Annotated in this window: 17 protein-coding genes, 2 tRNA genes and 3 rRNA genes; 5 read left to right on the top strand and 17 right to left on the bottom strand. The window is 48.4% G+C overall.

Annotated features, from left to right (window positions below; translation table 11 throughout):
• Nucleotides 1-11: 11 nt before the first annotated feature.
• The 7 genes from uvrD to lptM form a co-directional block, all read right to left on the bottom strand.
• Entirely contained in the window at nucleotides 12-2,183 is a 2,172-nt protein-coding gene (gene uvrD / locus CWC33_RS05845; RefSeq protein ID WP_100691171.1) for a DNA helicase II, read from the bottom strand.
• 93 nt (nucleotides 2,184-2,276) lie between these two features.
• Nucleotides 2,277-2,987, bottom strand: coding sequence for an HAD-IA family hydrolase (locus tag CWC33_RS05840; RefSeq protein WP_100691170.1), 711 nt, complete (start codon nucleotides 2,985-2,987; stop codon nucleotides 2,277-2,279).
• A 17-nt stretch (nucleotides 2,988-3,004) separates the two neighbouring features.
• Nucleotides 3,005-3,901, bottom strand: a complete 897-nt coding sequence (locus tag CWC33_RS05835; RefSeq protein ID WP_100691169.1) for a tyrosine recombinase XerC — start codon at nucleotides 3,899-3,901, stop codon at nucleotides 3,005-3,007.
• On the bottom strand, nucleotides 3,888-4,583 hold the full coding sequence (locus CWC33_RS05830; protein WP_100691168.1) for a DUF484 family protein: 696 nt from the start codon (nucleotides 4,581-4,583) through the stop codon (nucleotides 3,888-3,890). Before CWC33_RS05830 ends, CWC33_RS05835 begins: the two co-directional genes overlap by 14 nt.
• On the bottom strand, nucleotides 4,580-5,407 hold the full coding sequence (dapF, locus tag CWC33_RS05825; RefSeq protein ID WP_100691167.1) for a diaminopimelate epimerase: 828 nt from the start codon (nucleotides 5,405-5,407) through the stop codon (nucleotides 4,580-4,582). Before dapF ends, CWC33_RS05830 begins: the two co-directional genes overlap by 4 nt.
• 2 nt (nucleotides 5,408-5,409) lie before the next feature.
• The gene (gene lysA / locus CWC33_RS05820) at nucleotides 5,410-6,672 is read right to left on the bottom strand and encodes a diaminopimelate decarboxylase (RefSeq protein WP_100691166.1); all 1,263 of its coding nucleotides are present in this window, start codon (nucleotides 6,670-6,672) and stop codon (nucleotides 5,410-5,412) included.
• Nucleotides 6,669-6,815, bottom strand: a complete 147-nt coding sequence (gene lptM, locus CWC33_RS12725; protein ID WP_442906202.1) for an LPS translocon maturation chaperone LptM — start codon at nucleotides 6,813-6,815, stop codon at nucleotides 6,669-6,671. The genes lysA and lptM overlap by 4 nt, the downstream gene beginning before the upstream one ends.
• A 90-nt stretch (nucleotides 6,816-6,905) precedes the next feature.
• Between lptM and hemC the strand changes: the two genes are divergently transcribed.
• Genes hemC through CWC33_RS05805 form a run of 3 tightly spaced genes read left to right on the top strand, consistent with a single transcriptional unit; the run spans nucleotide 6,906 to nucleotide 10,880 of the window.
• Nucleotides 6,906-7,844, top strand: a complete 939-nt coding sequence (hemC, locus tag CWC33_RS05815; RefSeq protein WP_100691165.1) for a hydroxymethylbilane synthase — start codon at nucleotides 6,906-6,908, stop codon at nucleotides 7,842-7,844.
• Nucleotides 7,822-9,720 (top strand): uroporphyrinogen-III C-methyltransferase, encoded by a 1,899-nt coding sequence (locus CWC33_RS05810; RefSeq protein WP_157803479.1) that lies wholly within the window; start codon nucleotides 7,822-7,824, stop codon nucleotides 9,718-9,720. The genes hemC and CWC33_RS05810 overlap by 23 nt, the downstream gene beginning before the upstream one ends.
• A complete protein-coding gene (locus tag CWC33_RS05805; protein WP_100691163.1) occupies nucleotides 9,717-10,880 on the top strand; it encodes a heme biosynthesis HemY N-terminal domain-containing protein in 1,164 nt (387 codons plus the stop codon). Before CWC33_RS05810 ends, CWC33_RS05805 begins: the two co-directional genes overlap by 4 nt.
• A 16-nt stretch (nucleotides 10,881-10,896) precedes the next feature.
• On the opposite strand, the gene CWC33_RS05800 is transcribed toward CWC33_RS05805, so the two are convergent.
• The 7 genes from CWC33_RS05800 to CWC33_RS05770 all read right to left on the bottom strand — a co-directional run bounded on the left by CWC33_RS05800 (nucleotide 10,897) and on the right by CWC33_RS05770 (nucleotide 17,621).
• Complete coding sequence (locus CWC33_RS05800) at nucleotides 10,897-11,478, bottom strand: YceI family protein (RefSeq protein WP_100691162.1); 582 nt, start codon at nucleotides 11,476-11,478, stop codon at nucleotides 10,897-10,899.
• 2 nt (nucleotides 11,479-11,480) lie between these two features.
• Nucleotides 11,481-12,029 carry a cytochrome b gene (locus tag CWC33_RS05795; RefSeq protein WP_100691161.1) on the bottom strand — a complete coding sequence of 183 codons (549 nt, stop codon included), beginning with the start codon at nucleotides 12,027-12,029 and terminating at the stop codon, nucleotides 11,481-11,483.
• 206 nt (nucleotides 12,030-12,235) lie between these two features.
• Nucleotides 12,236-12,351: ribosomal RNA gene (gene rrf, locus CWC33_RS05790) — 5S ribosomal RNA — on the bottom strand.
• A gap of 148 nt (nucleotides 12,352-12,499) precedes the next feature.
• Nucleotides 12,500-15,383, bottom strand: a 23S ribosomal RNA gene (locus CWC33_RS05785).
• A 221-nt stretch (nucleotides 15,384-15,604) separates the two neighbouring features.
• A tRNA-Ala gene (locus CWC33_RS05780) sits at nucleotides 15,605-15,680 on the bottom strand.
• Between the two features lie 257 nt (nucleotides 15,681-15,937).
• A tRNA-Ile gene (locus CWC33_RS05775) sits at nucleotides 15,938-16,014 on the bottom strand.
• Nucleotides 16,015-16,079: 65 nt separating this feature from the next.
• Nucleotides 16,080-17,621 (bottom strand): 16S ribosomal RNA (locus CWC33_RS05770).
• Together the 16S, 23S and 5S rRNA genes with 2 tRNA genes alongside form the textbook arrangement of a ribosomal RNA operon.
• Nucleotides 17,622-18,084: 463 nt before the next feature.
• Between CWC33_RS05770 and CWC33_RS05765 the strand changes: the two genes are divergently transcribed.
• A complete protein-coding gene (locus CWC33_RS05765) occupies nucleotides 18,085-18,633 on the top strand; it encodes a gamma carbonic anhydrase family protein (RefSeq protein ID WP_100692285.1) in 549 nt (182 codons plus the stop codon).
• A gap of 1 nt (nucleotide 18,634) precedes the next feature.
• Here the strand turns inward: CWC33_RS05765 and CWC33_RS05760 are convergent, their stop codons facing one another.
• The 3 genes from CWC33_RS05760 to CWC33_RS05750 are packed head-to-tail and all read right to left on the bottom strand — an operon-like array spanning nucleotide 18,635 to nucleotide 23,754.
• The gene (locus tag CWC33_RS05760; protein ID WP_100691160.1) at nucleotides 18,635-21,715 is read right to left on the bottom strand and encodes an error-prone DNA polymerase; all 3,081 of its coding nucleotides are present in this window, start codon (nucleotides 21,713-21,715) and stop codon (nucleotides 18,635-18,637) included.
• Nucleotides 21,716-21,742: 27 nt separating this feature from the next.
• Nucleotides 21,743-23,152 (bottom strand): Y-family DNA polymerase, encoded by a 1,410-nt coding sequence (locus CWC33_RS05755; protein ID WP_100691159.1) that lies wholly within the window; start codon nucleotides 23,150-23,152, stop codon nucleotides 21,743-21,745.
• Entirely contained in the window at nucleotides 23,152-23,754 is a 603-nt protein-coding gene (locus CWC33_RS05750; RefSeq protein ID WP_100691158.1) for an ImuA family protein, read from the bottom strand. Before CWC33_RS05750 ends, CWC33_RS05755 begins: the two co-directional genes overlap by 1 nt.
• Before the next feature lie 124 nt (nucleotides 23,755-23,878).
• On the opposite strand from CWC33_RS05750, the gene CWC33_RS05745 reads away from it, so the two are divergent.
• The gene (locus tag CWC33_RS05745; RefSeq protein ID WP_088767144.1) at nucleotides 23,879-24,790 is read left to right on the top strand and encodes an acyltransferase; all 912 of its coding nucleotides are present in this window, start codon (nucleotides 23,879-23,881) and stop codon (nucleotides 24,788-24,790) included.
• The last annotated feature ends 1 nt before the right edge of the window (nucleotide 24,791 follow it).

Below are 24,791 nucleotides of genomic sequence, written 5' to 3'. Positions count from 1 at the left end.
CGACTTTACACTTAGAAAACCGGATCCAGTCGAGCGTAAGCAACCACCAGCCATTTGCTCCCCACGTTATCAAAGTTAATTTGAACACGAGACTGCGGGCCCGTGCCTTCGTAATTAAGCACAGTACCTTCCCCAAACTTCGGGTGGCGAACCCGCTGACCCAGCGTGTAACCGGTTTGATCAAAGGCTTCATGACTGGCGGCGTTATTAAAACGGCTGTAGCTCGACGGCTTTTCTACGCTGGTTTGCGCACGGACTTCATGCAGAGTATCGGGTGGGATTTCCGCAATAAACCGACTGATTCGGTGGAATAGCTCCTGACCATAAATGCGACGCTGCTCCGCATAAGTAAGCACTAACTTTTCCATTGCCCGAGTCATACCCACGTAACAAAGACGACGCTCTTCTTCGAGCCTGCCGGGCTCATCCATCGACTGCTGCGACGGAAACATACCTTCTTCCACGCCCGTCATAAACACCAAGGGAAATTCCAAGCCTTTTGCGCTGTGTAAGGTCATTAGCTGAACAGCATCCTGATATTCGTCCGCTTGTTCTTCACCCGCTTCTAAGGCTGCATGCGCCAGAAATGCATTAAGTGGCGTCATATCCTCTTCGGCGTCATCCAGTACAAAGTTCTCACAGGCAGTAACCAGTTCTTTTAAGTTTTCGACCCGGGTCTCCGCTTTTTCGCCTTTTTCTGCTTCATACATGGCCATTAAGCCGCTTTTCTTGATGACTTCATCACTTAAGCGGCCTAAGCTGAACTCTTCGGTTTCATCATCCAGCTCTTCAATAAAGTCGAGGAAGCTGCCTACCGCATTTCGCGCGCGCCCGGCTAACTGCTTTTCGTTCACCATGTATTTCGCCGCATTCCACAGTGATTCAGCACGCTCCCGCGACGCCTGACGAATAATATCCATGGTACGCCCGCCAATGCCGCGGGCAGGGGTATTAATGACACGTTCAAGCGCAGCGTCGTCATCCCGATTACCTAAAATTCTCAAGTAGGCCAGTGCGTCCTTAATTTCCTGACGTTCGAAGAAGCGTAAGCCCCCGTAAATGCGATACGGCAACCGGGCATGCAGTAGCGCCTCTTCTAAAATACGCGACTGTGCATTACTTCGGTACAAAATGGCGACATCTTGCAGCGAATTACCTTTATCTCGCCAGCCTTCAATTTGTGAAACGATGTAACGCGCCTCATCCATTTCATTAAAGCCTGCATACAGGCTGATGGGCTCGCCTTCATTCCCCTCAGTCCATAAGTCTTTACCCAAACGGCCGGAGTTATTAGAAATGACGGAGTTTGCCGCTTTCAAAATAGTACTGGTTGAACGGTAGTTCTGTTCCAGACGAATGGTTTGTGCGCCGGCAAAGTCTTCTAAGAACTGATGAATGTTCTCAACTTTGGCGCCACGCCAGCCATAAATAGATTGGTCGTCATCACCGACAATGGTCACGCTGTTCTGCGCCCCAGCTAACAACCTCACCCAGGCATACTGGATGGAGTTGGTGTCCTGAAACTCGTCCACCAAAATATGACGAAAGCGGTTTTGATAATGCTCCCGAACGATTCGGTTATTTCTCAGCAGCTCATGCGCCCTTAGCAACAGTTCGGCAAAATCGACCAAACCAGCGCGATCACAGCTTTCCTGGTACAGCTGGTAAATTTCTTTCAGTGTCTGCTCGGTTGGGTCGTAAGTTTCTATATGCTCGGCCCGTAACCCTTCGTCTTTTTTGCCGTTGATGTACCACTGAGCTTGTTTTGCCGGCCAGCGCTTGTCGTCTAAGTTGAGGCTTTTTATCAGACGTTTAATCAGTCGCTGCTGGTCATCACTGTCGAGTATTTGAAAATTCTGTGGCAGCCCGACATCCATATAATGCGCTCGTAACAACCTATGCGCTAATCCATGGAAGGTACCAATCCACATGCCTCGCACAGAACTGCCGACTAGTTGCTCAACACGGCCACGCATTTCCGCCGCCGCTTTGTTGGTAAAAGTGACCGCCAGAATGCTGAACGGAGAATAGTTTTGCTGTTGAATGAGCCAGGCAATACGGTGCACTAACACCCTTGTTTTACCACTTCCGGCGCCAGCCAGCACCAACATATGTCCGTCGGGTGCCGATACTGCTTGCTGCTGCCTTTCATTCAATTCTGCCAGAAGAGGGTGTGTACTCATTAACGTTTACCTGATGTATTCAATTCAAAGATCTGCCGCCAGTGTAATAATGAATCACTGTATAAGCAACCAGTAGTGTCGCGTGAGGGCTTTTTACGAAAGTAACAACGACTTGAGTTGAGCCAAGTGATCAACTTTGACGGTTGGTAATATCGATAGATGCTTTGATTGCCCCAAACCGGAGGTCAGCCACACTGACTGCCAGCCATGTCGTTGTGCGCCCAGCACATCGGAGTATGGGTGATCACCCACATGGAGAAACTCCTCTGGCTTAATCGCCGGGAAGTGTTGCTGTGCCTTTAAAAACATGTCTGGCAATGGTTTACCACGAACGCCGTTCCCCGGCTGAACTATTAGGCCGAAGTAGTCCGACAAACCTATTTTACCGGTATCAACATTGCCATTACTCAACGCAATAAGCTCATATTTTTCAGCTAATTGCTGCAGTAGCTCAAGGCTTTCTTTTGGCGGCTCGAAGTTACTTCTGTGCAGTAAAAAATGATCCATAATATCGTGCGCATGCGCCGTCGCATTCACAATACCAAATTGCTCTAACCCCTGCTGTAATGTCCGAATACGCAATTCTGTCATATCACTGGCAAGCGCCGGATCACTCTGACTGACTTTGTCTCTTAATTGCCGCCAGTGACTCACGTCCCATTGCGAGGTTTCCGGAAATTTGTCGACAATGTACTGCTGAACAGAACGCTCAGCAGTTTGCATCACCGGCACATTGTCGTACAGCGTGTCATCAAGGTCGAAACTAATGACTTTAGGCGGCTGCCACCGACGAAAAAACTGCATAAAAACTCCCGATGCCTTTATTTTTTGCGAGCTCTGGGATGAGCATTGTCATATACGCTGGCCAATCTCTGAAAGTCTAAGTGCGTATAAACCTGCGTTGTGGATAAGTTGGCGTGTCCAAGCATTTCCTGCACAGCGCGTAAATCACCGCTTGCTTCCAGCATGTGCGATGCAAACGAATGTCTTAATTTATGCGGGTGTAAGTCACCGACGATACCTTGCTGTTGACCCCAGTGATTCAACCGCTGTTGAACCGTTCTTGGGCTAATGCGTTGTAACCGCTTACTGATAAATAGCGCTAACTCCGGTTTATCCACAAGCCATGCCTGCCTTACTTTTAACCACTGCTTTAACGCTTTTTCGGCGCACCGGCCAAATGGTACTATACGAGTTTTACTGCCTTTACCGGTCACCCTTAACTGCATCATGCGATGGTCAATATCATCCCGGTTCAGACTCACCAACTCAGCCAACCGAATGCCGCTGGCGTATAGCAACTCCATCATAGCCGCATCACGAATCGCGATTTCGTCGTCATGAGGCAAATCGAGCAAATGGGAGATACTGTCAACATCGAGGTTTTTAGGTAGCCGTTTAGGAATTTTAGGCGCAGAAACTGATGTCGCGGGATTATCATCTAACGCATCCGACTCAACTAAAAACTGACAGAAAGTTCGCCACGCAGACAGCTTTAACGCGATACTGCGCTCACCAAGTCCTGAGCGCCTCCAGCCAACCAGTAAGCGCTCGATGACAGGCACTCTCAGTTGCTTCGGATCAGTAATTGTCTGCTGCTCAAGCTCGCTAAGATCGGCGGTGATGAGCCTGTCGTAATTTTTAAGCGTTAATTCGGCGAGGCCACGCTCGCCGCGTAACTGTTGTAACCACTTTTGTTGCCACTCAAGCAGCGTCATGGCGTTTAATAAGCTCCGGCAAAACAGCGCCCAACAATGCCTGCAGCTGCTTAATCAGCAGTTTGTCCATTGCAGGCTCAAAGTGTCCTGCGCTGCTGCTGCCCACAGCTAACATACCGAGTTCACCGTTTTCACCGAGCAACAACAGAGCCACAGACTGAATACTCTCATCGTTAAACAAAAGCTTATGCTCTTGCTCCGTTAGCCGCCCAAGGTAGATGGACTCGTCACTAAAACGCTTACTTAATAGTTTCTTGTGGGTATCGGACGCAAAGGTATATTGCTCATCGAGCTCAACCGGACTTTCAAAGAATTTAAGCGTCAACACCGGCATATCGAGTTCATTTTCAAACGTGTTTTTCAATTGCGAGAGCACGTCGCTCAAGCTGTCACAACGCAAAAGCTGAACATAAAGGTTACTGTAGGCGTTAAAAATGGCTTCGTTACGACGAGCGTTAATCATCAACTCGGTAATTTCTTCTTCCAGCTGCTGAACTCGTTGCCTGAGTTTTTGCTGTTGCCTTTCAATTAACGACACTGCACCTTTTTCACTATGGCGGAATTGCAGTTGTGCCAACAGGTCTTCATTACGCGTGAAAAAATCAGGGTTTTCCTGCAAATACTCGCGTATCAGGCTGTCATCAATTTTCTCGTTTAACATCGAGTTTAATTCGTTACTCATAACACCATCTGTCCATCGTAAATCAGCTCTGCCGGACCCGTCATTTTAACAGGCTGTCCTTGTTGCCAGCGAATCAGTAAGTCACCGCCGGGTAAAGACACTTTTACCCGTTCGTTTAATAAGCCTTGCTGTATGCCTGCAACTGCTGCGGCACAAGCACCACTGCCACAAGCCTGAGTTTCCCCAACACCACGTTCAAAGACACGAAGCTTGATTTCATCGGCGGAAAGCTGCTGCATAAAACCAACGTTCACACTTTCAGGGAAGCGCTCATGCGCAGCCACAGCTGCGCCTAACGTATCCACCGGTGCTGTATCAACGCTATCAACGGCGATAACACAGTGTGGATTACCCAAGCCAACAACACCACACATCACCGTTTCATCATTCACTCGCAGAACATAAGTTTGCTCCGCTTTTTGAGCTTTGAAGGGCACTTGGGCGGGCTCAAACAAGGGCTCTCCCATATCTACCGTGACCTGGCCATCTTTTTCCAAATGCAGAACCATTTTGCCCGCTTTAGTACTGACTTTCAGATGATTTTTGTTGCTCAGACCTTTGGCTTTAACAAACTTTGCAAAACAACGAGCACCGTTTCCACACTGGGAAACCTCGCTACCATCGGCATTAAATATGCGGTAATGAAAGTCTAAGTCAGGGTCATAAGGAGGCTCGACTAACAGCAGTTGATCAAAACCGATACCGGTATGCCGATTGGCCCACTGACGGATTTGATCAGGGTTCACATATAAGTTCTGTGTGACATTATCGACGACCATAAAGTCATTGCCGAGTCCGTGCATTTTAGAAAAGTGCAATAACATAATTAGATGTAATCCTTATCTAGCAAATGCTCGCCACGAATAAGATCGTCAAAGTTTTCACGTTCTCTGACCAAACGTGCATCACTTCCGGAAACCATGACTTCTGCCGGTCGCCCGCGCGAATTATAGTTTGACGCCATTGTGAAACCATAAGCGCCGGCGTGTTTTACCGCAAGAATATCATCCTGAACGACATTCAAATGCCGCGCATGCCCAAGAAAGTCACCGGTTTCGCAAACAGGCCCGACAATATCGCTAATTTGCGGTGCTTCATCGTTTTTCTCTTTAACGGGAACGATGTCATGCCAAGCTTGGTACAACGAGGGTCTCAACATATCGTTCATGCCCGCATCGACTAACACAAACCGCTTTTCCTCTGATGCTTTAATGTATTCCACCGACGTCAGTAATACACCCGCGTTTGCGGCTATCGCCCGGCCAGGCTCAAGCATCATCGTCACATCCGGAAAATCCTTTGCCATCTCAACCAGTTGGTTCAGGTAGCGCGATTTATCCAAAGGTGCTTCGTTTTGGTACGACACACCAAAACCACCGCCTAAATCAAGGTGGGTTAGCTCAATGCCCTCTTTTTTCAGATCCAGCACTAACTCAAACATTAGCTTGGCGGCATCTAAAAACGGTTCGGGCGTCATAATTTGTGAGCCAATATGACAATCAGCTCCAATCAGCCGAATATTAGGTAACTCCGCGGCCTTCTTAAATACGGCTCGGGACTGTTTCATACCGATACCGAATTTATTGGCTTTCATTCCGGTTGAAATGTACGGATGTGTTTTTGCGTCAACATCCGGGTTCACTCTGAGCGACACCGGCGCCTGCTTACTCATTGCCGCGGCAATATCCTGAATACGCTCAAGCTCGGCTTCCGATTCCACATTAAAACAGCCGATACCGGTTTCCAGCGCTAAAATAATTTCATCTTTTGACTTGGCAACGCCGGAGAAAACAATGCTTTCTGGCTTGCCGCCAGCCGCAAGCACACGCAGTAACTCACCGCCGGAAACGATATCAAAACCCGCGCCCTGATGAGCCAGCACCTGCAAAACCGCGAGGTTGCTATTGGCTTTTACGGCGTAGCATAGCTTGTGTGGATTCGGCCAGTGCTGCTGAAACTGTTGCCAGTTCGATACCAACTGAGCTTTTGAATACACATACAGTGGCGAACCAAACCGCTCCACCAAACGTTGACAACTGATATCCTCAACATGAAGTTGATTATTTTTATAAGAAATGGACTCACTCATTTGTCAGTATCCGTTGGTGCCGTTTCCATATCATTTTTTTCAGGCATTGGCGCTGGCTCAAGCGGCCCTTTTTGACCACAACCGACCACAATCATAAAAACCGTGGTTAATACCAGCGTCTTGATTACAATTCGACTAAACATCGCTAAACTATGACTATTCTCTTAAGGGTTCTATAGTGTCTATCATCGCACCCGAGCCCGAAAAAGTCATTAAGCGTTGTAAGGAAAACCATGACTCAAACTGTAAGAATTGCAACACGTAAAAGTAAGCTGGCGTTATGGCAGGCTGAGCACATTCAGCAGCGTCTTGAGGAGCTACACCCGGGGCTCACGGTAGAGCTGTTACCAATGTCCACAAAAGGCGACGTAATTCTCGATACGCCATTAGCCAAAATTGGCGGCAAGGGCTTGTTTGTCAAAGAGCTGGAAGTTGCCATGCTTGAGGGTCGAGCCGATATTGCGGTACACAGCATGAAAGACTTACCCGTTGAGTTTCCTGACGGTTTAGAGCTGCATACTATTTGCGAACGTGAAGATCCGCGCGACGCCTTTGTTTCCAATAAATATAAAAACCTAAACGAGCTGCCGGAAGGCGCCGTTGTTGGTACGTGTAGTTTACGTCGTCGTTGTCAGGTCATGGAACAGTTTCCGCACTTAGCGATTAAAGATTTACGCGGTAACGTACAAACGCGTTTGCGCAAACTTGATGACGGTGAGTTTGATGCCATTATTTTAGCTGCATCAGGGCTTATTCGTCTGGACCTCGGTGACCGTATTACATCGTTCATTCCCGTCGAGCAGTCATTGCCAGCGAATGGGCAGGGCGCACTAGGTATTGAATGTCGCAGCGACGATGAAGCCATGAAGCAACTTCTTCAGCCTCTCCAATGTGAGGAAACCCGTATACGAGTGCTGGCTGAACGAGCTATGAACCGTCGTCTTGAGGGCGGCTGCCAGGTTCCTATTGGCGCTTACGCTGAACTCAGCGACGATCACATCTATTTGAGAGGGCTAGTCGGCGACCCGGATGGAAAACAAGTTTTACGAGACGAAATAGAAGGTCCGGCAGCAGAAGCGGAAGCTCTGGGTAAAGAGTTGGCCGAGCGCTTACTGGCGAAAGGCGCAGGGGATATTTTGTCGGCGGTATATGACAGCGATGCTGAACAATAAAAAAGCGGTTTTACTACTACGCCCTGAAGAACGCTCACAGCATATCTCTGACGGGCTAACCCAGGCAGGCATCCGCCATTTTATTCACAGTTTTATTCGGGTAGCACCCGTTGCAGTGGATAAAAGTGACGTTCAGCGCGTTAATAGAACCGCCTGGGACGGTATTATTCTAGTCAGCAAAACGGCCGTTGATTATGCGTTGGAAAGTGGCTTTAACGTTAAACAAAGCCGATACTTTGCGGTGGGATCCAGCACCGCAAGGTACGCAGCGGATAAACTTAAGGTACCCGTTACGAGTCCGGCCTTTGCGCATCGATCAGAGGGGTTGCTGGCACTACCTGAACTCAACGATGTTAGTGGTCAGAAGTGGTTAATTATAAGAGGCATTGGCGGGCGTGAGGTACTTTCAGAGCACCTGAAAATGCACGGCGCTGATGTCAGTTACTGGGAAGTTTATGAGCGACGACCGATTCCGCTCTCGGATGCTTCAGTTGTGGATAAATGGATGTCATCGGTCGACACCATTGTGGTCACTAGCGCCGAGCAACTGGATTATTTTTTGTCAGAGCTACCGGAATCGGCAAGCCAATGGCTGGAAAGCTGCCACTGGGTGGTCCCCAGTGAACGCCTGAAAAGTTTGATTCCCATTAAACAATCAGCCAGTATCGAAGTCACAGAAAGTGCATCAGATGCTATTATTTTAGATGCGCTTGTAGCAAACGGAAACGCACACATGAACAGCGAAGATACGACAAACGAAGAGCATGTAGAGTCACCAGTAGAGACAGAGAAAGACGAAACCGTGACGGCCAAGAAAAGCAGCCGGCGTTTTTTCAAGCGATTGCTATGGCTTATTATTTTGATTGCGATAGTCGCTGCAGCCTATTATGGGTATACGCGTTTCCCGAGTCTTTTCTCGGCGGACGATAGTCATCAAGTTGCCTCATCAGAGCAGCAGCTTGCTGAACAACCCCCAAAAGAAATGGATCCACTGGAGAATCGACTTCAACAGTTGGAGCAATCTCTCGCTAACTTTGAACGTCAGTTACAGGAGACGCCTAATTCTCAAGATCTGAATAAACTATCTCATTCAGCACAGCAATTGCGCGAAGACTACTTAGAGCTCCGCTCTGGTTTAGACAATCTGCGTGATGAGGTGCGTCAGAGCCCGGCCGACCGCGCTGCTCATTGGCGTTTACTTGAAATAAAACAAATGCTTGCAACGGCAGCTCGTCTGCTGTGGGTACAGGAAGATTATGCATTGGCCAATAAGCTGCTTCGCTTAGCTGACGACCAACTGTCGGGCATGGACAGCCGCGAAGCACTTCGTACTCGTGAGTTACTGGCCAAGGACATCGAAAAAGTGGCTGCACTGTCTTCAACCAATAACACCGACCTGGTCATGACCTTAATCGGCTTGCAAGATCGCGTGGACAGTTTGCCCGACACGATTAACAACGAATACCGTATTGAAGCGGATAATAATGAAAACACCGCTACCGGCGACAATTGGCAAGCCAATTTAGAGTCGAACTGGAACGAGTTTCTGGATAACTTTATCCGTATTCAGCCTTTCGAATCCGACCCGGAACCGCTGTTAAACAAAGCACACAGAGCCGCAATTAATGCTCGTATTTCGCTGACATTCACACTGGCACAAGACGCGGCTCTAAAGGGTAATGATGAGCTCTTTAAACGATATATCAGCCAATTACCAACACTCATTAGCCTGGTAAAAGGCGACAGTGCGGCAACCAGTGATGTGATCACTCGACTTGAAAGCCTTGAGAAGACGCCCAAGACACAGTCGACCGTCGAGAGCCTGGAGTCGCTGGACTTTATCAGCCGGGCAATTGAACAAGGGGATGCGCTATGAAGTGGTTAATTGCGCTCGTTGTTTTATTGATTATTGGAGCTATATTAGGCCCTACTGCGTCTGGAAACGCTGGTTATGTCCTCATTCAGTTCGCTGGTTGGTCTATTGAAGCGACCGTTGTCGGGCTTATTGTTGTCGTTGTTGCTGTTGCTTTAATAGCGACCGTTGTCATATCCATTTTGCGCAGGCTGCTCAGTAAAACTCAAAAGGGCGCCGCATGGTTTTCGAACCGTTCAGACAGAAAGGCCAAACAGCTTTACGATGAGGGTATTCGGTTATTGCTAGATGATTCTGCAGAAGAGGCCTCATTACGCTTTGCATCGTCCTATAAAAAGCGACCGACACAAGAAACAGCGGCAATGGCAGCCTTGGCATCCTGTTTAGCGAAAGACACTGGAAAGGCGCAGTACTGGCATGAGGAGGCAGGGCGCTTTACCAAAGGCTCGGACACGTTAGTGAGCATTTTAAAAGTCTCTCAACAAGTGAATAACGATCCCCACGGTGCCGATACAGCGGTTCAAGAGCTACTGGATAAACATCCGAATTCTGCGCATGTCGCCTTCCTGGCAAAAACAACCTATAAAGCATCGGGTAATTATAAAGCCCTTAAAGACCTGCTTCCTAAACTAAAACAGCACTCCGAGTTGAGCCCCGCGGAGTTTGAACGACTGGAGTATGACGTTTATTTAGATTACTTCGTATCGATTGGCCGGAATGGCAACGATGCACTAAAAGACGCGTGGCAAAGCCTTTCAAGCAAACAACGCGGAGACGCAACGACTCGTCTGGCCTACGCGGCTGCGTTAAAGCATTTAGGTGAGCAGGAGCTGTCTGCGAAAGTGATATTGAAGGGTCTTAAAAGGGAAGACATCCATCCGTCAGGTGTTAATACACTGAAGCTATTTAACGGCAAGTACGCAAAACTGGTTGAATTCGTTCAAGAAAAGCTGAAGCAGAATCCGGATGATAAAGATTATTTATATGCTTTTGCTTTAATCGCAATGGATAATCAAGACTATTCGTTAGCCCAAAGAGCTCTGAAAAAACTGGTAGATGTAGAGCCTAGTGCTAAGACTTATCGCTTACTTGGTGACGCATACTATGCGCTAGGGGATAGCCAATTAGCTGCTAACGCTTATAAACAAGCGTTAGCAGACTAAGTTTAACAGGCGTGTTTTATTGACGAACGCCTTCAATTGAAAGCTCCAGTTCGACTTCTTTAGCGGCTGGGCCAAGGTTGTAGTCGATATTGTAGTCAGCCAAGGTTAAGTCAACTTCGCCGTGGAAACCGCGGCGAAAGCCACCCCAAGGATCTTCACCAGCGCCAACGTGCTCAACTTCAATAGCAATTTCTTTGGTAACGCCATTTAAAGTAAAGTCACCATAAAGTGTACCTTCGCCTTTATCATTCTCATCAGGCACGTACTTGGTGCTCTTAAAGGTTGCCTGAGGGAATTCAGACACATTTAAAAAGTCTTCGCTACGTAAGTGCTTATCACGCTCAGCGTGGTTTGTATCAACGCTGGCGGTATCTATAGTCACGTTCACTGACGCATTTTCAGGAGCGTTTTCATCATAGCTAAAGTTCCCTTCAAAGTCGTTGAAGCGACCATATAACCAGCTATAGCCAAGGTGACTAATCTTAAACTCAATAAAAGCATGCTGCCCTTCAATATCGATTTTATAGTCTTCAGCTAATGTGGATGTACTGAACATAGCGGTGCTCGCGATAGCCGCTGCTAGTAATGTCTTTTTCATAATTATTTCCTCTTTGATTTTCCAAACATACGAATCAGAGTCGTATCTCGATTTATAAAGTGGTGCTTTAATGCGGCCAAACCGTGACCACCAGCTAAAATCACCAGTGCTAATGCCGAATACCAATGCACTTCGCCTGCAATGTCTTCTTGACCGGGTATATCACTTAACGTTGCCGGGACTGAAAACAGATCAAAAACCGATATAGAGCTACCGTCAGCCGTTGATATCAAATAACCACTTATCATCACGGTGAACAACAAGAAATAGAGTAGTCCGTGCCCAATTTTTGCGCCGACGACTTCAAGCTTTGTTCCTTGTGGTGTTGGCTTTGTATTGGTTATTACCCATAACACTCGGAAAATGGTAATAATCAGTAAACAAATGCCAAATGACTTATGCCACCACGGACCTAATCGATACCATTGATCGTAGTAGGTTAACGTGAGCATCCACCAACCCAGGGCAAACAAACCAAACACTATGACAGCGGATAGCCAGTGTATAATGACACTTACTAATCCATATCGTTGTTGCGAGTTTTGAAGCATTAGAACCTTCCTTATCGATATGCATACAGTTTAGTTCAATATTTCACTTTAGAAATTAATTATAAATGGGATGGGATCTTCGATTTAATAGAATGTAGCAGCCGGATGCAATTGCATCCGGTAGGGACTCATTATTGGGGCAGCGAGGCGCCGGATAGCAGGCATAAAAAAACCCCAGCCGGTTTGGCTGGGGTTATTTATTTGAAGTCTGGCGGTGACCTACTCTCACATGGGGAGACCCCACACTACCATCGGCGCTGGTGTGTTTCACTTCTGAGTTCGGGATGGATTCAGGTGGTGCCACACCGCTATGGCCGCCAGACATAAACTGTCACAACATAAAAAACTGATTGGCTTTAAGTAACGCCACTCTCTTTGAATTTAATATCTCACCTGACGTCATAACGTCAGGCTACCGCTTAGCAGAGTCGCTCGCTTGTGCGTAACGTCTCAAACATCTTCGGTGTTGTATGGTTAAGTCTCACGGGCAATTAGTACGGGTTAGCTCAACGCATTACTACGCTTCCACACCCCGCCTATCAACGTCGTAGTCTTCAACGACCCTTCAGAGCACTCTAAGTGCTAGTGAGAGCTTATCTCGAGGCTCGCTTCCCGCTTAGATGCTTTCAGCGGTTATCGATTCCGAACATAGCTACCGGGCAGTGCCACTGGCGTGACAACCCGAACACCAGAGGTTCGTCCACTCCGGTCCTCTCGTACTAGGAGCAGCTCCTCTCAACTCTCAAACGCCCACGGCAGATAGGGACCGAACTGTCTCACGACGTTCTAAACCCAGCTCGCGTACCACTTTAAATGGCGAACAGCCATACCCTTGGGACCGACTTCAGCCCCAGGATGTGATGAGCCGACATCGAGGTGCCAAACACCGCCGTCGATATGAACTCTTGGGCGGTATCAGCCTGTTATCCCCGGAGTACCTTTTATCCGTTGAGCGATGGCCCTTCCATTCAGAACCACCGGATCACTATGACCTACTTTCGTATCTGCTCGACGTGTCTGTCTCGCAGTTAAGCTGGCTTCTGCCATTGCACTAACCGTACGATGTCCGACCGTACTTAGCCAACCTTCGTGCTCCTCCGTTACTCTTTGGGAGGAGACCGCCCCAGTCAAACTACCCACCAGGCACTGTCCACAACCCCGATTAGGGGCCTATGTTAGAACATCAAACATACAAGGGTGGTATTTCAAGGATGGCTCCACACCAACTAGCGCCAGTGCTTCTAAGCCTCCCACCTATCCTACACATGTAGGTTCAATGTTCAGTGCCAAGCTGTAGTAAAGGTTCACGGGGTCTTTCCGTCTAGCCGCGGGTACACAGCATCTTCACTGCGATTTCAATTTCACTGAGTCTCGGGTGGAGACAGCGTGGCCATGGTTACACCATTCGTGCAGGTCGGAACTTACCCGACAAGGAATTTCGCTACCTTAGGACCGTTATAGTTACGGCCGCCGTTTACCGGGGCTTCGATCAAGAGCTTCGCCTAAGCTAACCCCATCAATTAACCTTCCGGCACCGGGCAGGTGTCACACCCTATACGTCCTCTTTCGAGTTAGCAGAGTGCTGTGTTTTTAATAAACAGTCCCAGCCACCTGGTCACTGCGACCGCCAGTAGCTTATGACGCGAAGTCAATCACCACCAGCGGCGTACCTTCTCCCGAAGTTACGGTACTATTTTGCCTAGTTCCTTCACCCGAGTTCTCTCAAGCGCCTTAGTATTCTCTACCTGACCACCTGTGTCGGTTTCGGGTACGGTCGATGTTCATCTGAAGCTTAGAGGCTTTTCCCGGAAGCAGGGCACCAGCAACTTCACACCCGTAGGTGCTCGTCTCGTGTCTCAGCCTTAGCGACCCGGATTTGCCTAAGTCACCAGCCTACGCACTTTCACGCGGACAACCAACGCCGCGCTTGCCTAGCCTTCTCCGTCCCCCCATCGCAATGAACATCGGTACAGGAATATTAACCTGTTTCCCATCGACTACGCGTTTCCGCCTCGCCTTAGGGGCCGACTTACCCTACCCTGATTAGCATGGGATAGGAAACCTTGGTCTTCCGGCGTGCGGGTTTTTCACCCGCATTATCGTTACTCATGTCAGCATTCGCACTTCTGATACGTCCAGCAAACCTCTCGATTCACCTTCATCCGCTTACAGAACGCTCCCCTACCCAGTAGTAAACTACTGCCGCAGCTTCGGTGTATGGCTTAGCCCCGTTACATCTTCCGCGCAGGCCGACTCGACTAGTGAGCTATTACGCTTTCTTTAAAGGGTGGCTGCTTCTAAGCCAACCTCCTAGCTGTCTGTGCCTTCCCACATCGTTTCCCACTGAGCCATAACTTTGGGACCTTAGCTGGCGGTCTGGGTTGTTTCCCTCTCCACGACGGACGTTAGCACCCGCCGTGTGTCTCCCGGATAGTACTCATTGGTATTCGGAGTTTGCATGGGGTTGGTAAGTCGGGATGACCCCCTAGCCCAAACAGTGCTCTACCCCCAATGGTATTCGTCCGAGGCTCTACCTAAATAGATTTCGGGGAGAACCAGCTATCTCCGGGCTTGATTAGCCTTTCACTCCTAGCCACAAGTCATCCCCTAATTTTTCAACATTAGTGGGTTCGGTCCTCCAATTGATGTTACTCAATCTTCAACCTGCTCATGGTTAGATCGCCCGGTTTCGGGTCTATACCTTGCAACTCAACGCCCAGTTAAGACTCGGTTTCCCTACGGCTACCCTATGCGGTTAACCTTGCTACAAAATATAAGTCGCTGACCCATTATACAAAAGGTACGCAGTCACGGAACAAGTCCGCTCCTACTGCTTGTACGTACACGGTTTCAGGTTCTATTTCACTCCCCTCGCCGGGGTTCTTTTCGCCTTTCCCTCACGGTACTGGTTCACTATCGGTCAGTTGGGAGTATTTAGCCTTGGAGGATGGTCCCCCCATATTCAGTCAAGATAACACGTGTCCCGACCTACTCGTTTTCACTTTTCATGCACCTTCACATACCGGGCTATCACCGTCTATGGCTCTGCTTCCCAACAGATTCTGTTAGCACATGTAAAGCTTAAGGGCTGCTTCCCGTTCGCTCGCCGCTACTAGGGAAATCTCGGTTGATTTCTTTTCCTCCGGGTACTTAGATGTTTCAGTTCTCCGGGTTCGCCTCCTGGCACCTATTTTATTCAGTGCCGGATACTGAGCAAGCTCAGTGGGTTGCCCCATTCGGAAATCCATGACTCAAGTGGCTCTTACTGCCTCGTCATGGCTTATCGCAAGTTAGTACGTCCTTCATCGCCTCCAACTGCCTAGGCATCCACCGTGTACGCTTAGTCACTTAACCATACAACCCGAAGGTGTCTGGAATACAATGACCAAGATTGTTTGTTCTCGCTGTACACAAGTTCGATACGCCTCTACCTTACGGTTTGTTCAAGTAGAGTGGCATTTCTTACTTTATTTACAATCAGCTTTCCATGTTGTTAAAGAGCGTGTAACACTAAGTTACCGGTAAATACTCTTAATCAAGAGCACTTAACGCTAACGGTTACTTTAGAGAAGAAGTGGTGGAGCCAAGCGGGATCGAACCGCTGACCTCCTGCGTGCAAGGCAGGCGCTCTCCCAGCTGAGCTATGGCCCCCGAATGCTTGCCTGAAGTTTCGATAGCTGCGTTGCGCGATTCGTTCAATCAGTCACATACCATCGAGGTATGCTCCCTCAATCACTCAACGTGCGCCTTGCTCTCGAAGCTTCATGCTGCGCGTGCTGACATCGGGGAAACCCTCTTTTCAGCATCGCGGCAACCCTGACAAGGGAATTTGAAGGAGGGCAAGGCGAGAGGGTGTGAAGCATACATCAGTATGCGAATACCCGAACAACGCAGCCATCGTTCAAATTTGGTGGGTCTGGGCAGACTTGAACTGCCGACCTCACCCTTATCAGGGGTGCGCTCTAACCAGCTGAGCTACAGACCCAGTTTCTTCTCTTTTAATATCAAGCCTGCAAACTGTGTGAGCACTCACGTCCGTTCGCAATAATGTAAGGAGGTGATCCAGCCGCAGGTTCCCCTACGGCTACCTTGTTACGACTTCACCCCAGTCATGAACCACACCGTGGTGATCGTTCTCCCGAAGGTTAAACTAACCACTTCTGGTGCAGCCCACTCCCATGGTGTGACGGGCGGTGTGTACAAGGCCCGGGAACGTATTCACCGTGGCATTCTGATCCACGATTACTAGCGATTCCGACTTCATGGAGTCGAGTTGCAGACTCCAATCCGGACTACGACGCGCTTTATGAGATTCGCTTACCCTCGCAGGTTCGCTGCCCTTTGTACGCGCCATTGTAGCACGTGTGTAGCCCATCCCGTAAGGGCCATGATGACTTGACGTCGTCCCCACCTTCCTCCGGTTTATCACCGGCAGTCTCCCCAGAGTTCCCGGCCGAACCGCTGGCAACTAAGGATAAGGGTTGCGCTCGTTGCGGGACTTAACCCAACATCTCACAACACGAGCTGACGACAGCCATGCAGCACCTGTCTCAGTGTTCCCGAAGGCACTAATCCATCTCTGGAAAATTCACTGGATGTCAAGGGATGGTAAGGTTCTTCGCGTTGCATCGAATTAAACCACATGCTCCACCGCTTGTGCGGGCCCCCGTCAATTCATTTGAGTTTTAACCTTGCGGCCGTACTCCCCAGGCGGTCAACTTAGTGCGTTAGCTGCGTTACTCACGTCTTAATGACACGAACAACTAGTTGACATCGTTTACGGCGTGGACTACCAGGGTATCTAATCCTGTTTGCTCCCCACGCTTTCGTACCTCAGCGTCAGTCTCTGACCAGGTGGCCGCCTTCGCCACCGGTATTCCTTCCAATATCTACGCATTTCACCGCTACACTGGAAATTCTACCACCCTCTTCAGGACTCTAGCGTGCCAGTTCTAAATGCTATTCCCAGGTTGAGCCCGGGGCTTTCACATCTAGCTTAACACACCGCCTACGTACGCTTTACGCCCAGTAATTCCGATTAACGCTTGCACCCTCCGTATTACCGCGGCTGCTGGCACGGAGTTAGCCGGTGCTTCTTCTGTGGCTAACGTCAACTGTAATCGCTATTAACGATTACCCTTTCCTCACCACTGAAAGTGCTTTACAACCCGAAGGCCTTCTTCACACACGCGGCATGGCTGCATCAGGGTTGCCCCCATTGTGCAATATTCCCCACTGCTGCCTCCCGTAGGAGTCTGGGCCGTGTCTCAGTCCCAGTGTGGCTGATCATCCTCTCAGAACAGCTAGGGATCGTCGCCTTGGTGAGCCTTTACCTCACCAACTAGCTAATCCCGCTTGGGCTCATCTTTAGGTGTGAGGCCCGAAGGTCCCCCACTTTGGTCCGTAGACATTATGCGGTATTAGCCACCGTTTCCAGTGGTTGTCCCCCGCCTAAAGGCAAATTCCCAAGTATTACTCACCCGTCCGCCGCTCGTCAGCAGAGAAGCAAGCTTCTCTCTGTTACCGCTCGACTTGCATGTGTTAGGCCTGCCGCCAGCGTTCAATCTGAGCCATGATCAAACTCTTCAATTAAAAGTAGTTCAATCAACTCAATGAATTACGCGTTTTGCTACTTAATGTAGCTGAACACTCATTCAAAAGTTGCAATACATATTTCTGTTTTGCGTAACTTCTGCAAGTGCCCACACAGTTTGCTTGGCTTGATATAATTTTTAAAGAGCGTTTCTCAGCAGCCTTGGCTGCGAGAGGTGCGTATTCTACACACCGTGTGTTTTCCGTCAATACTTTTTTGAAAAAAGATTTTTTAGAAAACTTAGGTTTTCGGCGGCTTCGTTGCCTGCCTCGAACGTGGAGCGCATTTTAGAGATTTAACTCTCACCGTCAAGCGCTTTTTATGCCTTTTTAACTGTTTTTTTACTGACTGCGTAAAGTTTCGGCAACACGCTGTTTTTATGTGCAGAATAAGGCGATGCATGATCTTACTCGCATCATCTGCTATAAAATGAATAACGCTTTATTAACGTTGGAGCCCAATATGGCAGACTTACGCAGTTATCAGGAGCATGAGCCTATAATTGGCGAACGCGTCTATTTAGATCCAAGTGCGGTTATCGTAGGCAATGTAACGCTGGGGGACGACAGCAGTATCTGGCCCATGGTTGCTGCCCGGGGTGATGTGAACTCAATAAGCATTGGCAAAAGAACCAATATTCAGGACGGAACGGTATTACACGTGACCCGTAAGTCACCATCAAATCCAGATGGCCACCCTCTAATTATCGGTGACGAAGTTACCGTAGGGCATCATTGCATGCTTCATGGCTGTCAACTGGGCAACCGCATACTCGTTGGTATGTCTGCTGTCATTATGGATGATGTGGTTGTTGAGGATGATGTCATCATCGGTGCCGGGAGTCTTGTACCGCCAGGTAAGCGTCTTGAAAGTGGGTACTTATATGTCGGAAGCCCGGTCGAAAAGAAGCGCAAACTCAATAAAGGCGAGGCTGCGTTTCTCAGTCAGTCCGCACAAAACTACGTCGACTTAAAAGATGATTACTTACTGCAAGTAAGTCCGGTTTCCTAATTCAGTGAAACCGTCGGTTATCAATGCGTTCTATGTTGAGTAGGGGGGTTAAGTCTTTTAACCTCCCAGCAATGACATGAACAACGCCCGACTTAATTTCGACAACACCTTTTACCCATAACAGCTTACTGGTTAAGTAAGTTTGCCTGAATTGTCTAGCTGTATGCGCCCAGACCACCACATTTATATTTCCCGTTTCATCTTCTAAGGTAAAAAATGTCACACCACTACTTGTACCCGGCCGCTGCCGACAAGTCACTAAGCCAGCTACGGATAACACCTGACCAGAGCGACAGCTAGCTAACTGTTCAGCAACAACGCATCGACTTAATTCTTTTGAGTGCGCCCTTAATAAGGTAATGGGGTGTCGTCTTAAGCTGAGTCCCTGTGTTTCATAATCGGCCTTTATATCTTCGACTTCTTGTGGTGCTTGCACTTCACGGCTAGAGGCATCTTGTACGTGAGCAAATAACGGCATTTGATCATCTCGTTCGCTGAGACTGTCCCAGTGAGCCTGATACCGATGACCTAAAACACTTCGTAACGCATCCGCTTTAGCCAGAGCCTGAATATCGAACTTATTCAAGCCAGCATCTTCTAAGCTTTTTAGTCCTTTAAAGCCTGATTCGGGCCGGCTCTTTAACGCCTCTTTCAGGCGAGACCCCGACAGACTCTTTATTTGTCGCAGTCCAATTCTGACAACACTAGGGTTATCGCTAAGCCACTCGTAGTCCCACTGGCTATGATTTATATCGGCAGGTAAGAATGTTACGCGGTGTCGCTGTCCGTCCTGTACCAACTGCGATGCCGAATAAAAGCCCATCGGCAAGCTATTTAATAAACCCACATAAAAAGCGGCAGGGTAATGAGTCTTGAACCAGGCTGACGCATACGCCAGGTTTGCAAAACTAGCCGAATGCGACTCGGGAAACCCGTATTGTCCAAAACCACAAATCTGTCTGAACAGGCGCTCTGCGAAGTCTTGTGTATATCCGCGCTCCAACATACCTTTTATAAGCTTATGTTCGAAATGCGTCAGTTGCCCCCGCTTCCCCCAAGAGGCCATAGCCCGGCGCAGCTGATCAGCCTCTCCACCAGTAAAGCCCGCTGCAACCATAGCCAGTTTAATCACTTGCTCCTGAAAAATAGGAACACCTAACGTGCGTTTTAATACCGACTTCACTTCGTTGCTCGGGTAATCGACTTGCTCAAGGCCATCTCTACGTCGCAAGTAAGGATGCACCATATCGCCCTGAATAGGGCCCGGCCTGACGATAGCGATTTGAATCACCAAGTCGTAAAACGTTTTGGGTTTCAGCCTTGGCAGCATCGTCATTTGAGCCCGCGACTCAATTTGGAAAATGCCCATAGAATCGGCTTGGTGAAGCTGCTGATAAACACATTGATCTTCTTGCGGAATACGAGCAAGTGTTAGCGGCTCACTATCGATTAAGCCTTTTTCATTCACTAGTGCCAGCATCTTTCGTAAAGCAGTGAGCATACCCAGCGCCAGCACGTCGACCTTTAAAAGACCGAGTGTTTCTAGGTCGGTTTTATCCCACTGAATAACGGTGCGCTCAGGCATAGATGCATTTTCCACTGGCACTAACCGAGCAACATCGTCAGAGGCTATAACAAAGCCACCAACATGCTGAGACAAATGTCGTGGCGCCCCTTTTAGCTGCTCAACCAATGACAACAGTAGTGTGCCTTTTTTAGATCGGAACACACCTGGGTGTTGTTGTATTAACTGTTTCTGCCAGCTGTCTTCTTTATCTCTGGTGTCTAGATTTTGGCTGTAAAACTGCAATTGTTGCTCAGAAAAGCCCAATGCTTTACCTACATCACGGAAGGCGCTTTTAAACCGATAAGTAATCACTGTTGCCGCCAATGCAGCTCGCTTTCGAGTGTATTTCTGGTAAATATACTGAATGACTTCTTCCCGACGCTCGTGTTCAAAGTCGACATCAATGTCCGGCGGTTCGTTACGCTCCTTAGAAATAAACCGCTCGAACAGCACCTCAATTTGCGATGGGTTAACTGCAGTAATGCCTAAACAAAAACAAACCACTGAGTTAGCCGCTGAGCCTCGCCCCTGATATAAAATGCCTTGCTTACTGGCAAACTGAACCAGGTCGTAGATGGTTAGAAAAAATGCTTCGTATTGCATTTCCCGTATCAGTGCCAGCTCTTTCTCATACTGTGCTTGAACGCTTTCAGGAATACCTTTCGGGTAACGTCGTCGAGCCCCTGCTTCGGTTAGCTGTCGTAGGTAATGGGTCGCGGACATGCCTCTTGGGGTAAGCTCCGCAGGGTATTCATAACGAAGTTCGGACAAACAAAAGCGGCATTGCTCTGCAATATCCACAGACTCTTTCATCCATGCGGCGGGGTAGCATTGTTTTAACTCTTGCAGGCTCCGCAGGTGACGCTCTGCATTGGCACTTGCGACCCCGCTATTTTCGTATAGGTTTTGGCCACTACCTATGGCTCGCATAGTATCCAGCAGTGGCTGTTCGCGTTCTGCGGCCATCACCACACCGGTTGCACAGACCACTTTTGCATGCAGCGACTTCTTAAGTTCCACTAGTGCGCTGAATGTTTCACTGTCATCGGCCTGATAGTGACGTTCATACAATAGCCAAAACCGTGACGACCAGACGCTGCTAAGCTTTTTCCCAGTTGCCACTAATTGCGGTTGGCGAAGGTCAGGAAGCCATAATAATAGGCACTCACCAAAACCAGAGAAGAAATCATCTATGCTTGCCTGATAGTGACCCTTCTTTGAGCGCCCCCGAAACTCGGTAATTTTCTGACTCAACTCAGCATAGGCGTCCCGGGTTGGCGCAATAACAACAAAAGTGCCGTAATCAGCAATACGAAACTCGCTGCCTATAATCAGTTTAATGTCTCGCTGCTGGGCTTCTTCGTAAGCTTTTACCACCCCAGCAACAGAGCACTCATCGGTAATGGCTATAGCGGTGTACTCCAATTCATCCGCCCGGCGCACTAAAGCTTCCGGCGCAGCGGAAGAGCGCAGAAAACTGTAATGACTCAGTGCATGTAACTCTGCGAACGCCATAATTCAGCCTCACGTTTCACCGGCAGCTCAGCTAAACCAGCCCTGCAAATACCAATGGCCTGACTCATAGAAAAGCCAACCTTTGCGATGCTGTGTATCCATCGCTAACCAGTAATCCCGCTGTATAGCCTGAGAGTCCCACCAACCACAATGTTTTCTTTCTGGTCCTGCCTGTAAACGCCATTCATTCAAATTGACTGGCTGCGGCTCTCGTTGTAACCAAAGAGGTCTCTTAATTGGCGTTATAGAGGGCGCTTGGGAACGGCAGGGTGGTTGTCGACATTCATTAAAACCGGGTCTGGGATCATCGCTAATGGCCGGGGTATAAACCGCACGCTCGCCCAGTTTCACCTGTAACTTGCCAATAAGCGGAAATAAGCTCTGGGTATCCTGAGCCTCATGAAAAAAGTGCTGACTTTTTGCACTCAGTTGCGAGAACTCGGATGCCTTTAAAGAAAGCTCCAAAACAGGAGCGGCTAAAGGCGAACGCTCCATTTTCAGTTGCAACAATGACCAAAAGCTATGAGCGCGCCAACTGGCCGTAGCTGTTGATACACTCAACTCTGTACAGTGGTTATCCCGTTGGAAAAGTTGAAACGTGATATGTTGAACCGCCTTTTGGCGTTGGTATAAAAAGCTCTCCAAGTCATTAAGCAAGCGTTTCATAGGGAAACGCAAGCCTTGCCAATTAGAGACCTCTGAGACTAAATCGATTTGTTGAAAGAAGTGCTCTGATGGCTCATAAAAGTGATTCGCCCGCTGAATGTTCAGGTCATCTCTTAACGCTTGCACATACACCAATGTGTCTTTTCCGAACTGACGGCCAATATCACTAGTGGGAATAGTCAATAAATCACCAATGGAAAAAATACCCACCGATAAACAGTTCCGAATTATTTTATTCGGCAACCCGCTATTTTTTATGGACAAATCTTTTAACTGACGCTCGGCTTGCGCTTTATTAATAACCAGTGGTGTGTTTGCCTGAGCCAAAACTCTGGCTGCTAGTGTATTCTTCGCAACGGCTCGCTGGCACAGGAAACCCAACTGTTGAACGGCCAAGTTCAGTGTTCTGACCGTATTCGACAAACCTCCATACAGCTTTTCGATGCTCTTCAGCTCTAGGTATATTCCTTGTGGCGGATCCAAAATCAATTTCGCCGCCCATTGATAAAGGTGATCGGCGACCGCTGAAAGGAGCTTTTCTTCTTTTTCTGCTTCATACTCTTTCAGTAACAACGCCTCATAAAGTGCTATTGCCATAACACTGGAAATGCCGCGACTGACACCGGCCTCTTGCGCAACCAAATTAGTTTGTTCAATAAGAGATTGTCCATTTTTCACCCGGTAAAGCGCTACCGCCTGTTTTGCAAATTCAGGCTGAGATATCAGTAAGTTATCCAGCTGTAATTGGGGGAAATGACAATATAACCACATTACTTCAACTCTATATTCTCAACCGGCCAACCCGACTTGCGCTTTAGAATGTCCAGAGCCAGGCCACCTTCCGTTAAGCGTACTGCTAATCGGTTACTATAGGGGCGAGCCTCAAGATGATCGCTAAATTCAGTAATTACTATGCCCGTCTGCCCGGACTCCGCCGCTTTATACCAACGTCGAACGTTTGAAGCTGTCGTTTCTTTTTGCGAAAGCCAGGCAAAAGCCATGGTGTTTTTGGTTCGCAATATCTGCTCAAGTGCCCAGCACGCATCACTCTGTTTGGCTTCAACCACGATATGCATCGCATCACCTAAGTCATGATAATGAAGGCCAGCCGCGGACAACTGCGCTGGTGGGTTCACCCAGAATACAGCGAGCCCCTGTTCAATAGCTTGTTGCACCAACGGCAACAACAACCGCTGTTCAGAAAATGGGTCATTCAATTGCCACTCATGCAAACCGGGAGTTTGCCAGCCGCCACCTAACAGTTCATCAAGCTTTGAAAAACCTGTTTTTACATAGCCGGTCGTTTGCTCTGCTTTTGTCTGCCCTTGCCAAACAACCCCTTGTTCTATGAGTCGCTGTAGATTTGGCTGCATACTAACCCCTCAATACTGTACATATATACAGTATCATTATTTTTTACCCTTTCGCAACAGACATAAAGCACGGCTTAAGTTATTATTTCTGAAACTATTCACTTTTAGGAAGGCACCAGTAAATATGCTGACATCGTTACTTATTCCCTTCAGAGTCGTCGCTCACTTGCTGTGGGGAGTTATCACAACCGCTATTATTGGCGTTTCGATTATCGGTGTTGGTGTTTTCAAAATTCTTTTGCCTTTTCCTGTAACTCAGCGTTTGTGTTCAGCCGCTGCTAACGGTCTATTCCGCATCTGGGCTTACTGTATGTCAATGATGTTCCAACTGACTCAACGCATGGAATGGCATATAAAAGGCGACTTAGATCTTCACGAAAACGGCTGGTACATGGTCATGGCAAACCACCGCAGCTGGGTGGATGTGCTTGTGCTGATGCACCTCACTCGCCGCCATATGCCAACACCCCGCTTCTTCCTGAAATCTCAGCTTATGTGGATACCGGTTATCGGTTGGGGCTGCTGGGTTCTAGACATGCCTTTTATGAAGCGCTACTCAAAGGAACTGATAAAGAAAAAACCTCATCTTAAAGGCAAAGATATCGCAACCACGACACGCTCGTGCGCTAAATTCCGACATATTCCGACAACCGTCGTTAATTTCTGCGAAGGTACTCGTTTCACACCAGAGAAACATAAGAAAAAGAACAGCCCGTTTAAAAATCTACTTCCTCCAAAAGCGGGCGGCACCGCCTTTTCTATGCAAATCATGGGCGAACAGTTTGAGGCCATTTTAGACGTCACTATTGTTTACCCGGGTAACGACTCGCGTCCCGTTGTTTGGCATTTACTCACCGGGCGACTCAAAAACGTTTATGTGGATATCAAAACGCTGCCGGTTACAGCAGACTTAATTGGCGACTACGCTAATGACCCAGAGTTTAAAGAGCACTTTCAAAACTGGCTTAACTTGCGTTGGCACGAGAAAGATCAAACCATTAGTGCTATCCGTAAAACCATCACGGAAAACCGATAAG

The organism is Idiomarina sp. X4 (genome assembly GCF_002808045.1).
Lineage (GTDB): Bacteria > Pseudomonadota > Gammaproteobacteria > Enterobacterales > Alteromonadaceae > Idiomarina.
The sequence above is the reverse complement of the archived record's forward strand: the minus strand, read 5'-3'. Positions and strand labels throughout refer to the sequence as shown.